This is a genomic window from Bradyrhizobium genomosp. III (assembly GCF_000261705.1).
GTDB lineage: Bacteria > Pseudomonadota > Alphaproteobacteria > Rhizobiales > Xanthobacteraceae > Bradyrhizobium > Bradyrhizobium ottawaense.
On record NZ_AJQF01000093.1, the window covers coordinates 1 to 17,894 of the forward strand.

Consider the following 17,894-nt stretch of genomic DNA (forward strand, 5'->3'; position numbering starts at 1 on the left):
CCGTCATTCGCGCTTCGGCCGCGGCCGAGCCGCCAGCGTGCGGGCAAACCGTCTGCTCACCGGCCGCTCGCGTCTGGTGACCATCAAGACCCGGGTCGTCCGGCACAGGGCGAGGTCGGCGCCGCTCGCGACGCATCTCGGCTATCTCCGGCGCGAAGGCGTGACCCGGGACGGGGAGAAGGCCCACCTGTTCGGCCCGGGCACCGAGGATGCCGATCCCAAGGCCTTCGCCGAGCGCTGTCAGAATGACCGCCACCATTTCCGCTTCATCGTCTCCCCCGAGGACGCGCCTGACATGGCCGACCTCAAGGGTTTCGCCCGCGAATTGGTCGGCCAGATGGAAGTGGATCTGGGTACCAAGCTCGACTGGGTGGGGGTCGATCACTGGAACACCCAGCACCCCCACGTCCACATCATCGTGCGCGGCGTCGCAGAGGACGGCCAAGACCTCGTCATCTCCCGCGACTACATCAAGGAAGGGATGCGCGCCCGCGCCCAGGACCTGGTCACCCAGGAACTTGGACTGCGCTCCGATCTCGACATTCGTCGCTCGCTCGAGAGCCAGATCGGAGCCGAGCGCTGGACGCAGCTCGATCGCCAGCTTGTTCGCGATGCAAACCAGCACGGTGTTATCGACCTTGCGCCGCGTCCCGAGCAGCAGCCCGATCAATTCCATGCGTTGAAGGTTGGCCGGCTGCGACACTTGGAAAGTCTTGGCCTCGCTCATCAACTCGGGCCCGGCCAATGGTCCATGGACGAGGCCGCCGAAACGACCTTGCGCGAGCTCGGCGAACGCGGCGACATCATCAAGCGTATCCACCGCAGCTTGACCGAACGCGGCATCGAGCGCGGGAGCGCGAGTTACGTGTTATCAGGCGAAAATCTTGACGTCCCCGTCATCGGGCGTCTCGTTGATCGCGGTCTCGACGACGAGCTCAAGGCGACCGCCTATGCCGTGGTCGACGGGGTCGACGGCCGCACCCACCACATCCGGCTGCCCGACCTCGACGCTGCCGGCGACAGCGCGCCAGGCTCAATCGTCGAGCTTCGCAAATTCGATGACGCAAGAGGGCAGCGTCGCGTGGCGCTTGCCGTCCGCTCCGATCTCTCGATCGAAGCGCAGGTGACCGCGAGCGGCGCGACATGGCTCGATCGGCAGGCCGTCGCGCGCGACCCTGTGGCGCTTGGCCAGGGCGGCTTCGGCGCCGAGGTCCGCGACGCTATGGAACGGCGGCCCGAGCAGCTCATCGGGCAGGGGCTCGCCGAACGCCAGGCGCGTGGACTGGTGTTCGCGAAAAACCTTATCGGCACGCTGCGCCGTCGGGAGTTAGAGGATCTCGGCAAGCAGCTCGCCGCCGAGACCGGTCAGCCGTTCAACCCGTCGGCTAGCGGCGAGTATGTGGCAGGCACCTATCGGCAGCGCTTCGCGCTCGCCTCCGGCCGCTTCGCCATGATCGACGACGGTCTCGGCTTCCAGCTCGTGCCTTGGACGCCCTCACTCGATAAACAGCTCGGCCGGCATGTCTCTGGCGTCGCGCGCGCGGATGGCGGCATCGATTGGGGTTTTGGGCGCAACCGGGGGCTCGGCTTGTGAGTGATCCTTCCAATCACCGACGTCAGGAGAGGGCGGCCGCCATGTCGGCGACCAAGATTCTTTGGGGGCAGGTCATCATGGTCTTCGGCATCGTCCTGCTCACGATCTGGGCCGCGACGGAATGGACGGCTTGGCGCCTCGGCTTTCAGCCGCAGCTCGGGCAGCCCTGGTTCGAGCTGCTCCATTTTCCGTTCTACCTTCCGCCTGCCTTCTTCTGGTGGTGGTATGCCTACGATGCTTACGCGCCCTCAATCTTCACCGAGGGCGCCTTCATCGCGGCATCCGGCGGCATCATCGCTGCGGCGGTCGCGATCGGTATGTCGGTCTGGCGCGCCCGCGAAGCGAAGAATGCCGAGACTTATGGGTCCGCGCGGTGGGCGAAGGCAAAGGAGATCGAGCAGGCTGGATTGCTTGGACCCGACGGCGTGGTGCTCGGCCGGTTCGAGCGCACCTATCTTCGCCATGATGGACCGGAGCATGTCCTGTGCTTCGCACCCACGCGATCGGGCAAGGGCGTCGGCCTCGTCATCCCTTCGCTCTTGACGTGGCCGGGCTCGGCTATCGTCCACGACCTCAAGGGGGAGAACTGGCAGCTCACTGCCGGCTTTCGCGCCCGACACGGCCGTGTCCTTCTGTTCGATCCGACCAACGCGAAGTCGTCGGCCTATAACCCGTTGCTCGAGGTGCGCCGCGGCGAGTGGGAGGTGCGCGACGTCCAGAACATTGCCGACATTCTGGTCGACCCGGAGGGCAGCCTCGAGAAGCGGAACCATTGGGAGAAAACCAGTCACGCCCTGCTGGTCGGCGCGATCCTCCACGTCCTCTATGCCGAGGAAGACAAGACGCTCGCCGGTGTCGCAGCCTTCTTGTCCGATCCCAAGCGGCCCATTGAGACGACGCTTGCCGCAATGATGCGAACCGCGCATCTCGGCGAGGCCGGTGTTCATCCCGTCGTCGCGTCCGCTGCCCGCGAGTTGCTGAACAAGTCCGGCAACGAACGCTCCGGTGTCTTGAGCACCGCCATGTCGTTCCTGGGCCTTTACCGAGATCCCGTGGTGGCGGAGGTGACGCGGTGCTGCGACTGGCGGATTACCGATATCGTTGGCGGAGAGCGAGCGACCACGCTGTACCTTGTCGTGCCGCCCTCCGACATCAATCGCACCAAGCCGCTGATCCGTCTGATCCTCAACCAGATAGGCCGCCGCTTGACCGAGGATCTGCAAGCCAAGGCCGGCCGGCGCCGGCTCCTCCTGATGCTCGACGAATTCCCGGCGCTCGGCCGGCTCGACTTCTTCGAGTCTGCGCTGGCCTTCATGGCCGGATACGGCATCAAGAGTTTCCTGATTGCTCAGTCGCTGAACCAGATCGAGAAGGCCTACGGGCCCAACAACTCGATCCTTGACAACTGCCACGTCCGGGTCAGCTTTGCGACCAACGACGAGCGCACCGCAAAGCGCGTGAGCGACGCGCTCGGCACGGCGACCGAGATGAAGGCGATGAAGAACTATGCCGGCAGCCGGCTGGCGCCTTGGCTGGGCCACCTCATGGTGTCGCGGTCCGAGACCGCCCGCCCGCTGCTCACGCCCGGCGAGATGATGCAGCTCCCGCCCTCCGACGAGATCGTCATGATGTCGGGCCTCCATCCGATTCGGGCGAAGAAGGCGCGCTATTACGAAGATAGACGTTTCCAGGAGCGCATCATGGCGCCGCCGATGCTGACGAAATCCAATGGCGGCCGGTTGGACGATTGGAGCTCAAGGCCATTGCCGCCGCGCCCAAGGGCATTGGAGACGTTGAACGACGACCAGACGGATGACGAAGATCCAAAGGCCGCCGACCGCAGGCAGCAGCCGGAACTCGATCGAGACACGGTGGAGAATAAGGAACCACTCGAGAACGAGTTCGCTTCGGACCTCGTGGATGAGCTCGATGAAGATGTCCCGCGGATCAGGCGCATGAACGACATGATGCAGGGCGTGGCGCGCCAAGCCTCCCTCGATCCCGGCGACGATCTCGGATTGTGAGGTAGCCATGATCGGGACAAAAAAGAAGGCTCAGCTGTCGGTCTATCTCGATCCTGATGTCATGAAGGCGCTATCGGCCTACGCCGCCCGGCGCGAGCAGTCGCTGTCGCTTATCGCGGAAGCCGCGATCGCTTCCTTTCTGTCGCCGGACGCCGATGAACGGCGAGAGGCTGCTACTGCCAAGCGTCTTGACCAGATCGACCGCCGGATCGCGCGCCTTGAGCGGGATGTCGGGATTTCGGTCGAGACTATCGCTCTCTTCATCCGCTTCTGGCTCACGACAACACCATCACTCCCCGAACCCGCCGCCAAGGCCGCGAGAGCACAGGCCGGAGCGCGTTATGATAATTTCCTTGCCGCATTGGGCCGCCGGCTCAATCAAGGGCCGAAACTGCGGCAAGAAATCCCGGAGGATGCCCAGCAGACTGACTCGTCCCCAGGCGAGTGATGCTCAACCCCGACGGTCGGCTCTGGATCGATTGGCTGTCTGGCGGGTTGGAGGATAGCGGACGAACGATGTCCGCCGCCGACGGCGAGCGGATCGTGGACCATCCAAAAAGTGTTAGGCGACCCGCGTGCTCAACTGCGAAATGCATGCCCTCCCCTGGATCAACTCGATCAGAGGCGACCCCCTGGCCCCGTATGCGACCGTCTGATGCGAGCTATATCCCTCGACGGCCTGCCAGGATCGACTGCGACCTAGCGAGTGATGTCAACGGGATGAGGGGGGATCCTGTGTTTGCGACAATTGTACAAGCGTTGCCAAGATTGCCTCAGTCGAAGACACGGATAGTGTTCGCACATTCACGCTCGATTTCCCAGACTGGTTAACCAATGACCTCGCCATTGAAGCGGGCGTATCTTTAGACGGTGTGTGTCTCAAGGCGACGACTGGCATTTCTTCCACCCGAGTTCTTCTCGACTCCAATCGAGCGAGTAAGCCAGGAGCCAATCAGCGCGCCGCGCCCGTGACTTGCTGGCGGAGTTGCGGCTATTATGTGTTTGCGAACAGGATCAACGAGATTTTGTCAGGCCCCATCCGTTGATCTATCTTCGGTCGGGCTTCTAGAGACAAACCGCCGATGATGAAGACGTACACCGGCTCGTGTCACTGCGGCACCGTCCGTTTCGAGATCGACGCCGATATCGACCATGTGCGGGTTTGCGACTGCTCTATCTGCTCGAAGCGTGGCGCGCTGATTTATCGCGTCGCCGAGGGCGACTTCCGGCTCCTGACGCCCCTCCAGGAGTTGTCGGTCTATCGCTGGGGTTTATTCACTGCGGCTGACTATTTTTGCCCGGTTTGCGGTATTTTGCCGTTCCGCAAACCAAGCCAGCCCACCGCAGCAGAACGCGAAGCCGGCATTCGGCCGTTCGACGGATGGGCAGTGAACGTGCGTTGCCTGAAGGACTTCGATCCGTTTTCAGTGCCCGTTCGGCAGATTCACGGCAGCAGGCTGACAATTGATTCGCCATAGCGGCCCTTGCCATGGACTTTCCGTTCGACTGCACGTGTTTATAATTGGTGATGTTCGTTGGACGTCGGCACTCAAAGAACGAAATCGGCCCTTTCCACCACGCTGAGTTTGGGAGTAGTGCCACTTCATAGCCGAGCATCGGGAAAACCTTCAGAAGATGCTCGTTTTCGACAGGCATCCTCGAAATCATGACGCGTCTCTTGATCGGTCGCGTGGATGGCCGGCCAAGGCGGAAGCGATGAACACGCGTCGATGATAGTGGCGTGCCTGTCCGAGTTCCTTGTCGCCGGCTCGCCTGTCACGCGTTCGAGACCCGCTGCGGCGTCGATCAGGCCGCGATCGAATAAACCCAGCCGTCGAACGCACTCGCTCGCGTCAGGTTTTCAAGGGAAAGATCAAACGCACTGTGCAGGCGCGCTTCAATACCTGTCCCGGGCAACGCGGGAACGCCCGACTCCAATTCCTTCCTTACGACCGGGCGTCCAGGCTCATCTATCGTCGCGTAGCCGCGTCGGCCGAGTTCGGTCAGCAGCGTGGACTTCCCACAGCCGGGGCATCCCGAGATCACGGCGAATCGATCAGATATTCTTCAAGCTCAATTGGCGCTCCAATAGACTTGCCTGATGAGGCGTAATCTCCGCGCCTTTGCGCCTCCGGACACATCACACGTGGACTACGAAAGATCGCCCCAGTGGGGATGAACCCGGTTGCCGTGGTCAATCGGCTGCGTACAAATGGTTGAAAAAGTCGAGGCAATTGCGATTATCGAAGTCTCCTCTTCCGATGCGACCGCGCCCGCCAATGCATTTCGCGAACCTGCATCCGGCAACCAGTCGTCACTCACTCCCGTGCTGTGAAACGCACTCCAATTTAATCACAGCCCTGTTCGGCCGGCAAAGAAGGCTTGTCGGGCGAAATTGGTGTTCTAAGTCCCTCAATTGGCTACGTAGAAGCCGTTGAAATTCGCTATTTTTTCTTGCGACGTGGACCCGCTGGCTTGCGGCTTTTAGGCAAGGTCTTCGGAGACCTAGCACCTTTGGGCGGCAGAACAAAGAACTCGGACAACTGCACGTCCAGCGTTTCGGCGATGCGGTCGAGAAGATCAATCGTCGGGTTCTTCGATTGCCGCTCAAGACTACTCATGTAGGAGCGGTCGATCCCGGCCTTCCAAGCCAATTGCTCCTGCGAGATACCCCGATTCACGCGAATCCGACGCACATTCCAGGCTACAATCGCACGAGTTTTCATACGTCAACTCATGCCATGGTGCTAGGCCTCAAAACACTGGCTATAATCCCGCTATTATTTCTTGGTCGGTGTTCCTCGACGTGATCTAGCCTCAAACGCGGCCGGGACCGTGATCGATGCACGTGGGCAGTCGGCGTCCCACGCGCTTCGCACGATGCCCGCGGCTTAGGATGTCGACAGTGTATCGGGGTATTTCGCCTCTAAGCTTTGGCCTATCTCCGAAAAAGCGCTCAAGACCGCATCGATCTGATCCCGTCCTATTCCAGCGTAGATGACCAACCGTACGTATCGATCGCCATAAGGGACGACAAGCACGCCCAATCCCGCTTCACCCAGCGTCCAAGATTTGAGGGCAGGAGCTCCGGAAAGACGTAGAACCACAGGAACATCTGGATCAGCAATGGCACGTTCCGAAAGAGAGCTGTGTAGACGAAGCCTATTCCACGCACCGCTCTCGATCGAGCAGTGCGGGCTGTACCGACTAAGGTTCCGATCGCAAGCGCTAGGAGGAAGCTCACCACCGCCATGACTATTGTGAGACGCAGACCTTCCAGCAGCCATCCAAGCTGCGGCTGCTGGAAGAGAATACTCCAGTTCCAATTGTAGGAGAGCATTCGACCCAGCCGCTATTGAGGGACTGCTTGCGCTTGCAAAACGGTCTCGAGCTTCTCGCTCAGTGGAATTCCAAATTGGTCAAACCACTTGTGGTAGAGAGATGTTATCTCTCCCGAGCGAAAGAGCTCGGCCAGCGTCTTGTTGACAGCCAAGCGAAACGCAGAGTCGTCACGGCGCATCATTAACCCGTACGGCTCGAAGGAGAGCGGGCGGCCGACGACCTCCAGACGGTCGCGAGCCGGCTTTTGTCGCAAAGTGTAGAGGATCGCGTCGTCCGAACAAAACGCGTCGGCGCGATCGCTATCGACAGCCAAGAGTCCTTCTGAAAAATTCGAGATGTTTAGGATTTTCACGTTTGGGACCTTTAGTTTCTGGACCCATCTGCGCCGCCGAGATCGATACTGCGCCGTCCGACGCCGAAGGCCATATGAACTTGCCGCGATCCAGGCGCTTGGCGTAGAGCGACATGCCCAGCCCGTCATGCCAGAGGATCTTGACCAGATCGCCGCGGCGACCCCGGAAGATGTAGAGATCGCCAGCATGAGGATCGCGCTTCAGGCTCTCCTGGACCGCAAGCGCCAGGCTTTGCATCCCGCGGCGCATGTCGGTGTGGCCGGTGGCGATCCAGACCCTGACGCCGCTCGGGATCGGGATCATCGCCGTCTCAGAAGCTCAAGAACCCGCTGCAGCGCCTCCGCGTCCACGTCCCGGTCAACGCGCACGCGACAGCCGCCCCCAAGCTCGATCTCGATAATGCCGGCCCGTGCACGTTGCGCAGGCGGTGAAGACACCGGTTGTGGCGCGCCACTCGAGATCGGAGCCGCCGCAGGCGTCATCTCAACCGGAACAAGCACCGGCGCGGCATCCCCGCTCAACTTGCCTTCCCGCGCCAACCGGCGCCACGTGAACAATTGGCTTGTCGACAGCCCGTTACGTCGTGCCGTGACCGACACCAGACGTGGCCCGCCATAGCTCTCGGTGACGATTCGCTGCTTTTCTTCCAATGTCCAACGACGTCGAGCGCCTGTCGAGACGACTTCAAGTCGGGAAACCTTCGGCATAGGCATATGGTCAGTCATACGCCTATGTCTTCATCCTCCATCAAACCGCACAAGGCGGTCCTCCCCGGAGCGATACGTCGTCTATGCCGAGTCGCTGGACGACCTAGCAGCATCAGCCAGACTGGCCAGCAGATCTGCAGCGCCAGCTCAACATCCAGCCGACGCTGACCATCCGGCCAGGTTTCCCCGTGCGGGTCATCGTTACCCGCGATTTGGTATTGGCACCCTACGGCAAGGGAGGAACGCCATGACGAAGCTCAAACTCGGTCCGCTACGCGACATCCCGGTCTGGCGTATCTTGATCCATCATGCGTTGCCGAACGCGGCCGTGCCATATTGACGGTGCTCGGGTTGCTTGTTGGGGGAGTGGTCACGGGCTCAATCCTTGTTGAGACGGTGTTTTCGTGGCCCGGGATGGGCAATCTGCTTATCACGTCGATCGGCAGCTGTGGTGCGCTACGGTGTGGCCCTGGGCGGCCATACGCCGCACGAGCTCGGGAAATTCCGCCGAGGATCGGCCCACCAGAAAGAACGTGGCTCGCGCGCATTCCTGTGCGAGCGCAGCCAACACCTTATCCGTGTTCGGCGGCCGCGGTCCGTCATCGAAGGTGAGGACGACTTCATAGTCCGCCATCTGCGAGTTCGGTTTGATTCTACGCTTCATCGCGCGATTCAAACACGGTGCACCTTTGTGTGTCGATATAATTAATGACTCAATACGTGTTATACAAAAGAATACAACTTAAACGTTGACATGGCCGAATGGTATTTCCTATCGTCGCATCCAGAAAACCTCGTACGGCAGGCGTAAGCCATCTTGCGCGCCGGCAGTTTGCCGAAGGCGTAACTGACGATCGTAGAGCGCTCCGTAGGGAGCGCTCTACGTATTTGAGCAACGCGGCCGGCAAAAGCCGGCATCTGATGGCCCCGGCACGCTCCGAAAAGGTGGTAATAACCCGTGCGAGACCTGATCATCGAAGCCTTTGACAGCGTCATCCGCTGCGAGATCGCGGAAGCAGACGACGTTCGCAAGGAAATCGCCCAGCGCGGCGCCTACTGGGCCGGCGACGAGATATGGAAGCTGGGCCGCCAAGTCGCCGCGCTGCGCAAGCGTATCGCCGAGCTGGAAGAAACCGACGCATGATCTCAGCAGACCGCGAGTATCTGCTCGATGCCCCTCTAGAACCGTGGCTTCAATCGCTTCGAGCGGCACCGTGCGCCGGTTATCACAGAAACCAGTTTCCTTCATGCGCGTGCAGATCGTTTGCCTCAGCAGTCATCCACTGCTCGCGCGGGTTTTCGCGGCTGATGCGCTTGCCGGTCTCCGGGACCTTTATGAACCTTTGGCGGTTCCAGATGATCCGCCCGGCGTACTGAAGGATGCCGTTCAAGCGCTTGCGGCTACCGTCAATGGTCGAGGCGTTCCAGGCGCCGCCACGTGGCCCGGGTACGCCTTTCTTGTTCAAGGCAGTTGCGATGTCGCGTGGCGAGTTGCCGCCTTCAACGGCTTCTTCATCTGCGGTGTTAGACTCACGAAGGCTTTTCCTTGCCGACGCATTCGATGAGGAAGCGTGACAGCGCTTCGAACGTGTCAAATCGGTTTATGGTGCGGCCCTTATAGACTTCCTTTGAGAACCAGAACATGCGACGACTGAAGGTGAGCCACGCCGAGGGCATCAAGACATAGTCGAAGATCGCTTCGTTCTTCTCGTCCAGCCGAACCGCGACAACCCATCCCTTCGGCCACCTCACGCGGTATTGCAGCGTCCAGCGCAAGGGCCGGTTTTCATAGTTGCGGCATCTCGCGACCCGAAAGACGACATTCACGACATTGTCGATTCGAAGACATTCAGTCGAAGCATTGAGGGTGGCACTGCGACCAAGTCTCTCGAAGGCGTCTCGAAGGCGAGCAGCATTGCTAAGCTGAAGGGCGGCCCACCGTTGGTGCGACGCGTATTTGTCAAACCATTCTTGATTGCCGTTGTACCCAATAAGACGGTAGATGTTCCGCAGCGCGCCGAAGTGCAAAACATACGATGACATGGACGGCAGTCCCGGACTTGAATTGATAATCGTCTTACTAAGCTTGCCTTTCTTCATCAGGACCTTACGGAGCCGAAGCAACATTTCCTCTTCGGGAATGCTGACGCGCCCCTCACCCATAATCTTTTGCGCGCGCCGGAATGCGTCGCGATGGACGATAGGTTCGATGGCATTCTCTTTTCTGATCCAGAGCTCCCTTGGGTTGCGCGTCACCTTGGCGCCAAGTTTTCTGCTTTTGCGATTGTAGGTCAGAACGCCGATATAAGCTTCGTTCCGGAGGAGGTCACCGACAGCCTTTCCAAGCCACGGTCTTCCCTGGCTATTCAAGATCCCTCGCTGGTTGAGCTCTCGGGCAATGGTGGCCTGCGATTTGTGACGGAGATATTCGTGGAGAATCCAATTCACGATCTCGACTTGATCGGGCGCACCGGGGATGAGCTTGACATGGTCGGTAAGCAAAGATTTGCGCTGGCCGATCGTTAAAATGCCCTTCGGTCTGCATTGATCGTCGACGAGACGTCGTTGGAACGCGTAAGCCGTAGGGCCGCCCATTTTGAAGCCGCGATGCGTCAGCCGGACTGACCCTGCGAAAACTTTGGCGGAGAGTTCCCGACTGAACTCAGCCGCCATCACTCTCTTAATATTCTTCATGATGCTGGCGAGAAGGCTTCCGTCATTGTCGAATTGCTCCGCGCAATAAGCAACCTCGACGCCCGCCCTGCGGCAGATGAACTCGTAGTGCGCGCTCTCGTCAACGTCCTGAAAGCGTCCCCATCGGCTCACGTCGAAGACAAGCAGATGAGCGAAGTCAGCGCGTCCCGATTGCACGTCTTCAACCAGTTCGGTAAGGCCCCCCCGGTTTTCGATTCTGAGGCCGCTTTCTCCCTCGTCACGATAGGTGTGGACGATGGTTAGCTTGTGAAGTTCGGCGTAGGTCGCGATGACCACTGCCTGATTCTCAATCGAGTATTGCTGGTAATCCGTCGACATGCGGACATACTGCGCCGCCCGTCGCGCTTTCTGCGACTGAGGCAGACGTTTCGCGTGTACAACAAGGGTGTTCCCCATGTTGCCTCCCCGCGGCTATATCGCGCCGCGCTGTATTGCGCATCGCAAACCATTTAGGCGCATCATCAAGTCCGCGCCATCGGAAAGTGTATTCAGAAAGAGTCAACTGCTATGTCGTTTTTCTTGAAAGCACGTTGCGGCGGGCGAAGCGAGCTGCAGAGAAATGCGGGTTTGCGCTTTTGGGCCCGTAGCCGACATGTCCGGCGCAGCTCTTTCGTCTGCTTCTGACGAGGCAACCAGCAGGATATCGTCGTTGTCCTTGTCGATGATGTTGAACGCCCATCCATCATGGCTGTGGCGATCGCCACGTCGGCCTTCTTCTCCTTATTGCCGCTATTCTTGTTGTAGACGTGGGTCTTGAAGCCGGCCTTGTCGACCATCTTCCAGAATGAGTCGCCGGGGAGGTGAACCCCACATACCGCCCGTCAGCTGGCAAACCGACAGCGCTGGCAGCAATTTAGGATTGGATGAATTCTTCAAGCTCGTCGATCATCGTTTACCGGGTTTGATTCCTCCGAAAGGATATCAATGGCCTCGAGCCTTGCGTCATACTCCTCGTATGTGCCGAGCAGGGCTTGGCCAACTGTCAAGTTGTGCACGGGATCGATAATCGAGGGGGAGTCGTAAGTTAGGGAGGTTGGTCCAGTAAATAGAACTTCTTCGCCACGCTCGTCGCGTCGCAACGTTCGGTCCGTACACCATTTGACGAGTTGCGTGACCTCTCCCTTCCCGGACTCAATGATGGGCGGCAGCTGCCGAACCGAGTAGAAATTCGTCCGCGCAGAATACATCTGCCGCGAATCCGAGCTCATGCGCTCGTCTGGTTGAGCGGTAAGGGTCAGCAGGCGCTTGCCTTTCGGACGCTCGAGCGTACCCTGAATTAGACCGCCTTCTCTGATCAGTCTAATGTGCGCCAGCTTTTTTGGAGCACCAAGAACCTCTCGTCCCGAGGCGAGAGCTGCATCATTTACCGTCACGTAAATGTAAGGGATGTAGTAGCCAGTCTCGCCGTCGGGATCACGAACTTGAATTCCTGAATAGCACTCCAAGTATGGCCCGACAGTGCTTGAGCGATAGCTCGCGACCCCCACAATGGCGATTGCAGGGTTTGCTGCAGGTGCTAGTTCCTTCGGCAATAAACAATTCGCCTCGTGCCCCACGCTGAACATAAGGTTTATGGCTTGGCAGCCGAGAAACGCACCGCCACGATTTTTGCCCCCATGGTAAAGAGGCGCATCAAGCGGAATGCCTTTGACGTCGGGCATCGCATCCTCCTTGATCTCAGAACAATTCGCGCGGTTGGAGATTGAGCTATTCATCTCACCGCGCCTCTCCGGTTGTTGAAGCGCCCCTGAAGCGACTGTACTGCGCTGGCAGCGATGTGGGTTCGGTAGTCCGTGCGGCACATCGATCCGGTGATAGCGATCTTCGCTACGCGAGGCCGCAGTGCCGTTTCTGCGCCTTGCACCTCAATCCGCCGGATTAAACGATCCGAAAACATCCGACACGCTTGACCTTTTCCATTCTAGAAGCCGGCAGCTGTCCTGTGCTGCCGGATGCGCCTGATTGTGCATCCATTCCGGCGGAGCCTGCTCACCGATGATGACGTCAAGGCGAGTGGGTGATTCCTATTTGTCTATCAGTCGTTATGCAACGTCGATGCCAGGCACCTCGTGCGGTTTATACGGCTCACTGGCTGACGTCAAATTGGGTACGAGTGACCCGACAACTTTCGACCCTTGTTCTGTTGCCTTCCTCGCTTGTCCGATTGACGACGCGATGTCGAAAGCCCGACATGATCAAGTATCCGGACAGAAAGTCGATGAGGCTCTCTCACGAGTTTTCGCAACAGCCTCGATTAAACCAGATCAGCGTAACATTGTCGCTGCGCATGGTCGAAAACGCAGGCCCTGACATCGCCGTCTCGGTGGAGAGTCGGAAGACCTCCGGCGCCTGTGCAAGAGTCACGTGAGGCTGACTTCCCATCAGAGTCTCGGCGCGCCGATTGCACGGAATGGATACTCCAATTCGCAAGACTAAGGAGAACCTCATGCGTTCTGCGCCCCACTTTTCGATCCACAAGGAGCTCAGCACCGTTCGGCACCGGTATCGCTCCGCTCGCGGGTACCGATCCTATCTCCGAAACCGGAGGAAATTCGGTCGCAAATTGTCGGCGTCTAGAAGGCGGGGTAGTTCGGCAAAGCCAATGCAATAATCCAAAGGATGGCTAACGCCTGAGCGGCGGAAGCATGTTCGCGACGTGAAATCGTTATCGAAGTGCTTTAGCGCCAATTTACACGGGTACTGCGCACAGGCTTTGGGAATCAAAGATGATACGTAGCAGAGGGCAGATCGCCAAGAGTCCGGGGCGTGGTGCAGACCGCAACTCTTGGCTTGCCCGACTTTCAATGCTCGTTCTCAACCATTTTGATCAACACGCCCGTCATCCTTTTTGATGCTGAAAACCCCTGCACCGCCACTGATCGAGGGAACCAAGAGTTATGGGACGTGTGAGCGAAAAAGTCATTTTGGTAACCGGCGGGGCTCAAGGGATGGGGGCCGCTCATGCGCGCCTGCTGGTAGCCGAGGGCGCGAAAGTCGTGATCACCGATATTCTTGACAATGAAGGAGCGACTTTCGCGGCCGAACTTGGCCCATCCGCGATCTATGTGCGTCAAGACGTCGCTCAGCCAGGGGAATGGTGCCAGGCGATTGCGGCTGCGGAGGGCAAGTTCGGCGCGGTGCACGGCCTCGTCAACAATGCAGGCATAGCGAGTATGGCTCCCATCGAGCGGTTCCCGCTCGAGCAGTGGGAGAAGACCCTGGCTGTCAATCTCACCGGTGTATTCTTGGGAATGCAGACTGCCCTACCTGCGATGCGCCGCGCGGGCGGAGGCTCGATCGTCAACATCTCGTCGGTCGAGGGGATGAGGGGTAGTCCTGGGCTTCACGCCTATGTTGCTTCCAAGTTCGGCGTGCGGGGCATAACGAAGTCCGCTGCCTTGGAGGCCGCCGCGTCCGGCGTTCGCATAAACTCTATCCATCCGGGCTTCATCAACACTCGGATGACAGAGAACATCGATCTTTCCAGTTTTCCAATTCCGCTCGCGCGGCCAGCCGAGCCGCAGGAAGTGTCACAGGCAGTCTTGTTCCTGCTTAGCGACGAGTCCTCTTATCTTACCGGCTCCGAAATCGTCGTCGATGGCGGTCTGACGATCGGCGTCCCGCAGAAGGGTCAGGCGGTCGAAAACATCTTCTGACTATCAGCGGACGGATTGTCACATCAAACGAGATCGAATGTCGCGATGTATTACACCAGTGGAAATTACGAAGCTTTTGCTCGGCCCCGCAAACCCGCCGGCGTGGATAGCAAGACAGCATGGTTCGTTGGTTCGGGGTTGGCTGCGCTCTCCGGCGCGGCCTTCTTGATCCGCGACGGGCAGTTGCGTGGCGACCGTATCACCATCCTCGAACGACAGACGGTTCCGGGGGGCGCGTTGGACGGTTGTCAGGATCCGGAAAGGGGATTCGTGATTCGAGGTGGTAGAGAGATGGAGGATCATTTCGAGTGTCTCTGGGATCTGTTTCGTTCGATCCCATCGCTCGAACTTGAAGGCGCCAGCGTGCTCGATGAGTTTTACTGGCTGAACAAGGATGATCCGAACTACACACTACGGCGGGCGACGGTGAAGCAGGGGCAGGATGCCCATACCGATGGCCTCTTCACACTGAGCGAACAGGCCCAGAAAGAGCTGATTGCCCTTTTTCTTGCCACTCGTAAGCAGATGGAGACCAAGCGCATCGACGAAGTGTTCGGAAGAGATTTCTTCAACAGCAATTTCTGGCTCTATTGGCGGACCATGTTCGCCTTTGAAGAATGGCATTCAGCCCTCGAGATGAAACTTTATCTGCATCGATTCATCCACCATATCGGCGGCCTGCCGGATTTCAGTACGCTGAAGTTTACCAAATACAATCAATATGAATCGCTCGTTCTGCCGTTATCCAAATGGCTGTTGGCGCAAGGCGTCAACTTTCGCTACGGGGTCGGAGTCACCGATATCGATTTCGACATAAAGCGTGGCCGCAAGCAAGCCACAGCCATCCGCTGGCTGGAGAATGGCATTGAGGGCAGTCTCATTATTGGCGCCGACGATCTTGTTTTCATGACGATCGGGTCGCTGACCGAAAACTCGGACATGGGGGACCATCACACGGCCGCCAGGCTCAACGAAGGACCGGCGCCCGCCTGGGATCTGTGGCGGCGTATTGCGGCCAAAGATGCGGCCTTTGGACGCCCAAATGTCTTTTGCGGCAATATTCCTGCAAGCAAATGGGAATCGGCGACGATCACGACCCTGGACAAACGCATTCCAGCATACATCCGCAAGATCGCCAAACGCGATCCGTTCAGCGGCAAGGTTGTCACAGGAGGCATCGTTACGGTGAAAGATTCGAGCTGGTTGCTCAGTTGGACCACAAATCGCCAGCCGCATTTCAAGCGCCAGCCCAGCGATCAAGTCGTCGTCTGGGTCTATTCGCTATTCGTCGATAAAGCCGGCGACTACGTGAGGAAACCGATGCAAGATTGTACGGGCGAGGAAATCACGCAAGAATGGCTTTATCACCTCGGTGTGCCGGTTGCGAGTATACCGGAACTCGCCGCTGGGGCCGCCAAGACGGTCCCGGTGATGATGCCCTACGTCACTTCCTTCTTCATGCCGCGGCAGGCGGGCGACCGGCCAGATGTTGTGCCGAAAGATGCGGTCAATTTCGCCTTCATCGGCCAGTTCGCGGAGTCGGGTGAACGGGATTGTATCTTCACGACGGAATACTCCGTTCGGACCGCGATGGAAGCCGTGTATATCCTCCTCAAGATTGAACGTGGCGTGCCCGAGGTATTCAACTCGACCTATGATATTCGCAAGCTGCTTGCAGCAATGGGTAGACTGCGCGACGGCAATGAAATTGAGATCCCGGGACCTGCGTTCCTGCGCGAGCTCATTCTAAAAAAGATTGAAGCGACTGAGCTTGGCGAACTACTCAATAAATATCACCTGAGGTGATTAAGGCAGCGGACGCTGCGGCTTCGCTCGGATAGAGAAGCGCTGTCCTGCGCCGTGACGGCTCGGACTCGCCAAGGCGCGGATCAAACGTTCGCGCCGATCTTCCAGGCAACCTTTAGGCGTACTCTGGAATTCGGTGTTCTTTCGGCTTGATGTTATTCTCGCCACACGCATCCGATTAACCTCTTGCCACGAGGTGAGGGCGAAACTAGCTAGTGGCTCGTCACAGTGATCTTGATGGTTTGATACCGGCCAGCTTAGGATAGGCAAGTTTTCTGGCGGCACAAGGACTTCGATGCTTCTGGGGATGCAGGATTCGGCGGGTGGCCGTCCGGACATGTGCGAATAGGTATAGATGAACGCCAGATAATGGCCCTGCTTCTCGGTAAAGCGTGCGCCTGGTTTTTGACTCATGGATCGATTCATCCGTGCCTCCTTAGTCGTCCGTGAAGAACAGGTAAGGGGCTGATCTGGAGTCGTTGTTTTTCGGCTGCGGCGATTTTGTGATTGCAGGCTTTGACAGTGCGGTAGCTCGGAACCTGCAATTTGCAGTTTGAGATTCCCTCGAATCGCACGGCATGATTCGGCGCTCGTATCGGGAGGAGCCGATGCGACCGAAGAAGCCGAAGGCGACGGACGAAGGTGATCTGTTCCGGGCCAGGCTCAAGCAGGTCATCAACATGGAGCACGAACTGGTTCAGCACGCCGGCAAGATCAATTGGGACTGGATCGACTATCGACATGAAGGCGCCGCGCGGGCTCGACAAGCCGCTGTTCCAAAAGCTCGTCGCCGGCGAGTGGATCGACCGGCATCAGAACCTGCTCATCATCGGCCCGACCGGCGTCTGCAAGAGCTGGATTGCTTGCGCCTTGGGCCACAAGGCCTGCCGCGACAACCGCTCCGTGCTCTGTCAGCGGCTGCCGCGGCTGTTCGAGGCGCTTGCCCTCGCGCGGGGCGACGGCCGATGGTTGGGTTGCCGATGAGCTCCGCGCTTTGACTTCCTTGTAGACGTTGCTGATCGACATCGCGGATGTTGCGACACCGCGCCATCGACGAACCGCGTTCGGATGCGAGATCGGCGTGATAGCCATCGATCTTGGCGAGCATCTCCTGCACGAGCGCCGGATCAAAGTCGATAGCGACTGCTGCTGACTTTGCCGTCGTTTGTCCCTGTTGCGTTGCTTGGCCTCGGCGAGCTCTCATGCGCTTGACCTTGCCGATGATGGCGTTGCGAGATACGCATCGCCACCCCTCGCAGACACCGAGTGGCCCGCGCTCCACATGCATTGCAGAAGCGACACCTCCTCAGAATCCCATGCCGATGTGGCTTGATTGACCATCGTTCGTCATCGTCACGAGCACGAGTCGATGGTCGTTTTGATTGTCGCCAAAAGCAGTGCGTGTCGATGTTTACGCTTGTTCGCCGCTATTCGATGTTCGGAAAGGTTTTTGGCTGCGACGATCGGCCTGCCTTATAAAATAGGCAGACGAACGTGTATTTATGCCTGCGGTTGCATCGTGTCCGGAAAGTTGATCCGCTTACGTTAACGGCTGTTGACAACATGCGTTAACGGCGTTGCAATCACCAGCACGACAAACGGCGGTGAGTTTACCAACTAACAACAGCAGCTAGTCACATGAATCTAAAGTTCGCCACATAGAGTCTGCTGGGCTTTGTGGCAAAAGCGTTTGACGG

Annotated in this window: 21 protein-coding genes and 3 pseudogenes; 12 read left to right on the forward strand and 12 right to left on the reverse strand. The window is 58.7% G+C overall.

Annotation, left to right across the window (positions count from 1 at the left end; translation table 11 throughout):
• From IC66_RS0109115 to IC66_RS0109130, 5 genes and pseudogenes are all read left to right on the forward strand, one after another.
• A partial coding sequence (locus tag IC66_RS0109115; protein WP_038947430.1) for a relaxase/mobilization nuclease domain-containing protein occupies positions 1-1,594 on the forward strand: 1,594 nt, incomplete at its 5' end.
• A gap of 41 nt (positions 1,595-1,635) precedes the next feature.
• Positions 1,636-3,618 (forward strand): conjugal transfer protein TraG, encoded by a 1,983-nt coding sequence (locus IC66_RS0109120; protein ID WP_018269525.1) that lies wholly within the window; start codon positions 1,636-1,638, stop codon positions 3,616-3,618.
• Between the two features lie 7 nt (positions 3,619-3,625).
• A complete protein-coding gene (locus tag IC66_RS0109125; protein WP_011082874.1) occupies positions 3,626-4,066 on the forward strand; it encodes a ribbon-helix-helix protein, CopG family in 441 nt (146 codons plus the stop codon).
• A pseudogene (locus IC66_RS48200) lies at positions 4,063-4,164 on the forward strand (P-type conjugative transfer ATPase TrbB); the annotation flags it as partial. The gene IC66_RS0109125 and the pseudogene IC66_RS48200, both read left to right, overlap by 4 nt.
• Positions 4,165-4,700: 536 nt before the next feature.
• Entirely contained in the window at positions 4,701-5,096 is a 396-nt protein-coding gene (locus IC66_RS0109130) for a GFA family protein (RefSeq protein WP_014490264.1), read from the forward strand.
• Between the two features lie 328 nt (positions 5,097-5,424).
• On the opposite strand, the gene IC66_RS48205 is transcribed toward IC66_RS0109130, so the two are convergent.
• Complete coding sequence (locus tag IC66_RS48205) at positions 5,425-5,664, reverse strand: AAA family ATPase (protein WP_011082871.1); 240 nt, start codon at positions 5,662-5,664, stop codon at positions 5,425-5,427.
• A 166-nt stretch (positions 5,665-5,830) separates the two neighbouring features.
• Between IC66_RS48205 and IC66_RS48965 the strand changes: the two genes are divergently transcribed.
• Positions 5,831-5,953, forward strand: coding sequence for a hypothetical protein (locus IC66_RS48965; protein ID WP_256379488.1), 123 nt, complete (start codon positions 5,831-5,833; stop codon positions 5,951-5,953).
• A gap of 109 nt (positions 5,954-6,062) precedes the next feature.
• Here IC66_RS48965 and IC66_RS0109135 read toward each other — a convergent pair whose 3' ends face one another.
• From IC66_RS0109135 to tnpA, 5 genes are all read right to left on the reverse strand, one after another.
• Positions 6,063-6,344, reverse strand: coding sequence for a helix-turn-helix domain-containing protein (locus IC66_RS0109135; protein WP_011082870.1), 282 nt, complete (start codon positions 6,342-6,344; stop codon positions 6,063-6,065).
• 257 nt (positions 6,345-6,601) lie between these two features.
• Positions 6,602-6,958, reverse strand: a complete 357-nt coding sequence (locus IC66_RS0109140; protein ID WP_011082869.1) for an ABC transporter permease subunit — start codon at positions 6,956-6,958, stop codon at positions 6,602-6,604.
• Positions 6,959-6,970: 12 nt separating this feature from the next.
• Entirely contained in the window at positions 6,971-7,273 is a 303-nt protein-coding gene (locus IC66_RS0109145; protein WP_014490263.1) for a transporter substrate-binding domain-containing protein, read from the reverse strand.
• Positions 7,260-7,616, reverse strand: a complete 357-nt coding sequence (gene tnpB / locus IC66_RS0109150) for an IS66 family insertion sequence element accessory protein TnpB (protein ID WP_011082867.1) — start codon at positions 7,614-7,616, stop codon at positions 7,260-7,262. Before tnpB ends, IC66_RS0109145 begins: the two co-directional genes overlap by 14 nt.
• On the reverse strand, positions 7,613-8,038 hold the full coding sequence (gene tnpA / locus IC66_RS43300; RefSeq protein ID WP_011082866.1) for an IS66-like element accessory protein TnpA: 426 nt from the start codon (positions 8,036-8,038) through the stop codon (positions 7,613-7,615). The genes tnpB and tnpA overlap by 4 nt, the downstream gene beginning before the upstream one ends.
• A 78-nt stretch (positions 8,039-8,116) precedes the next feature.
• Between tnpA and IC66_RS48210 the strand changes: the two are divergent.
• Positions 8,117-8,271: pseudogene (locus tag IC66_RS48210) on the forward strand (TrbI/VirB10 family protein); the annotation flags it as partial.
• Between the two features lie 179 nt (positions 8,272-8,450).
• On the opposite strand, the gene IC66_RS0109160 reads toward IC66_RS48210, so the two are convergent.
• A complete protein-coding gene (locus IC66_RS0109160; RefSeq protein WP_011082865.1) occupies positions 8,451-8,684 on the reverse strand; it encodes a polysaccharide deacetylase family protein in 234 nt (77 codons plus the stop codon).
• A gap of 294 nt (positions 8,685-8,978) precedes the next feature.
• On the opposite strand from IC66_RS0109160, the gene IC66_RS0109165 reads away from it, so the two are divergent.
• Complete coding sequence (locus IC66_RS0109165) at positions 8,979-9,164, forward strand: hypothetical protein (RefSeq protein ID WP_011082864.1); 186 nt, start codon at positions 8,979-8,981, stop codon at positions 9,162-9,164.
• An 82-nt stretch (positions 9,165-9,246) separates the two neighbouring features.
• Here the strand turns inward: IC66_RS0109165 and IC66_RS42510 are convergent, their stop codons facing one another.
• The 4 genes from IC66_RS42510 to IC66_RS0109180 all read right to left on the reverse strand — a co-directional run bounded on the left by IC66_RS42510 (position 9,247) and on the right by IC66_RS0109180 (position 12,450).
• Positions 9,247-9,486, reverse strand: coding sequence for a recombinase family protein (locus IC66_RS42510; RefSeq protein WP_014490262.1), 240 nt, complete (start codon positions 9,484-9,486; stop codon positions 9,247-9,249).
• 64 nt (positions 9,487-9,550) lie between these two features.
• Positions 9,551-11,131: a recombinase family protein gene (locus tag IC66_RS0109175; RefSeq protein WP_011082862.1), complete on the reverse strand. Its 1,581-nt coding sequence runs from the start codon at positions 11,129-11,131 to the stop codon at positions 9,551-9,553.
• A gap of 92 nt (positions 11,132-11,223) precedes the next feature.
• On the reverse strand, positions 11,224-11,511 hold the full coding sequence (locus IC66_RS43310) for a hypothetical protein (RefSeq protein ID WP_011082861.1): 288 nt from the start codon (positions 11,509-11,511) through the stop codon (positions 11,224-11,226).
• A gap of 96 nt (positions 11,512-11,607) precedes the next feature.
• Positions 11,608-12,450, reverse strand: a complete 843-nt coding sequence (locus IC66_RS0109180) for an acetoacetate decarboxylase family protein (RefSeq protein ID WP_011082860.1) — start codon at positions 12,448-12,450, stop codon at positions 11,608-11,610.
• Positions 12,451-13,632: 1,182 nt separating this feature from the next.
• On the opposite strand from IC66_RS0109180, the gene IC66_RS0109190 reads away from it, so the two are divergent.
• Together IC66_RS0109190 and IC66_RS0109195 are read left to right on the forward strand one after the other, a co-directional pair.
• Entirely contained in the window at positions 13,633-14,391 is a 759-nt protein-coding gene (locus IC66_RS0109190; RefSeq protein ID WP_011082858.1) for a glucose 1-dehydrogenase, read from the forward strand.
• Between the two features lie 45 nt (positions 14,392-14,436).
• Complete coding sequence (locus tag IC66_RS0109195) at positions 14,437-16,197, forward strand: oleate hydratase (RefSeq protein ID WP_011082857.1); 1,761 nt, start codon at positions 14,437-14,439, stop codon at positions 16,195-16,197.
• Here IC66_RS0109195 and IC66_RS48215 read toward each other — a convergent pair whose 3' ends face one another.
• Complete coding sequence (locus IC66_RS48215) at positions 16,198-16,623, reverse strand: hypothetical protein (protein ID WP_223153801.1); 426 nt, start codon at positions 16,621-16,623, stop codon at positions 16,198-16,200. It lies immediately after the preceding gene.
• Between the two features lie 318 nt (positions 16,624-16,941).
• On the opposite strand from IC66_RS48215, the pseudogene IC66_RS0109200 reads away from it, so the two are divergent.
• Both IC66_RS0109200 and IC66_RS47640 read left to right on the forward strand, forming a co-directional pair.
• A pseudogene (locus IC66_RS0109200) lies at positions 16,942-17,166 on the forward strand (ATP-binding protein); the annotation flags it as partial.
• A 43-nt stretch (positions 17,167-17,209) separates the two neighbouring features.
• Entirely contained in the window at positions 17,210-17,350 is a 141-nt protein-coding gene (locus IC66_RS47640) for a hypothetical protein (RefSeq protein WP_016841328.1), read from the forward strand.
• Positions 17,351-17,894 lie beyond the last annotated feature (544 nt).

Coding starts and splice junctions, on each gene's coding strand:
- IC66_RS0109195 (WP_011082857.1), top strand. CDS start 14,437: ATGTATTACACCAGTGGAAATTACGAAGCTTTTGCTCGGCCCCGCAAA.
- IC66_RS0109160 (WP_011082865.1), bottom strand. CDS start 8,684: ATGAAGCGTAGAATCAAACCGAACTCGCAGATGGCGGACTATGAAGTC.
- tnpA (WP_011082866.1), bottom strand. CDS start 8,038: ATGACTGACCATATGCCTATGCCGAAGGTTTCCCGACTTGAAGTCGTC.
- IC66_RS48965 (WP_256379488.1), top strand. CDS start 5,831: ATGGTTGAAAAAGTCGAGGCAATTGCGATTATCGAAGTCTCCTCTTCC.
- IC66_RS0109180 (WP_011082860.1), bottom strand. CDS start 12,450: ATGAATAGCTCAATCTCCAACCGCGCGAATTGTTCTGAGATCAAGGAG.
- tnpB (WP_011082867.1), bottom strand. CDS start 7,616: ATGATCCCGATCCCGAGCGGCGTCAGGGTCTGGATCGCCACCGGCCAC.
- IC66_RS0109175 (WP_011082862.1), bottom strand. CDS start 11,131: ATGGGGAACACCCTTGTTGTACACGCGAAACGTCTGCCTCAGTCGCAG.
- IC66_RS48215 (WP_223153801.1), bottom strand. CDS start 16,623: ATGAATCGATCCATGAGTCAAAAACCAGGCGCACGCTTTACCGAGAAG.
- IC66_RS0109140 (WP_011082869.1), bottom strand. CDS start 6,958: ATGCTCTCCTACAATTGGAACTGGAGTATTCTCTTCCAGCAGCCGCAG.
- IC66_RS0109130 (WP_014490264.1), top strand. CDS start 4,701: ATGATGAAGACGTACACCGGCTCGTGTCACTGCGGCACCGTCCGTTTC.
- IC66_RS43310 (WP_011082861.1), bottom strand. CDS start 11,511: ATGGTCGACAAGGCCGGCTTCAAGACCCACGTCTACAACAAGAATAGC.
- IC66_RS0109125 (WP_011082874.1), top strand. CDS start 3,626: ATGATCGGGACAAAAAAGAAGGCTCAGCTGTCGGTCTATCTCGATCCT.
- IC66_RS0109120 (WP_018269525.1), top strand. CDS start 1,636: ATGTCGGCGACCAAGATTCTTTGGGGGCAGGTCATCATGGTCTTCGGC.
- IC66_RS0109190 (WP_011082858.1), top strand. CDS start 13,633: ATGGGACGTGTGAGCGAAAAAGTCATTTTGGTAACCGGCGGGGCTCAA.
- IC66_RS0109135 (WP_011082870.1), bottom strand. CDS start 6,344: ATGAAAACTCGTGCGATTGTAGCCTGGAATGTGCGTCGGATTCGCGTG.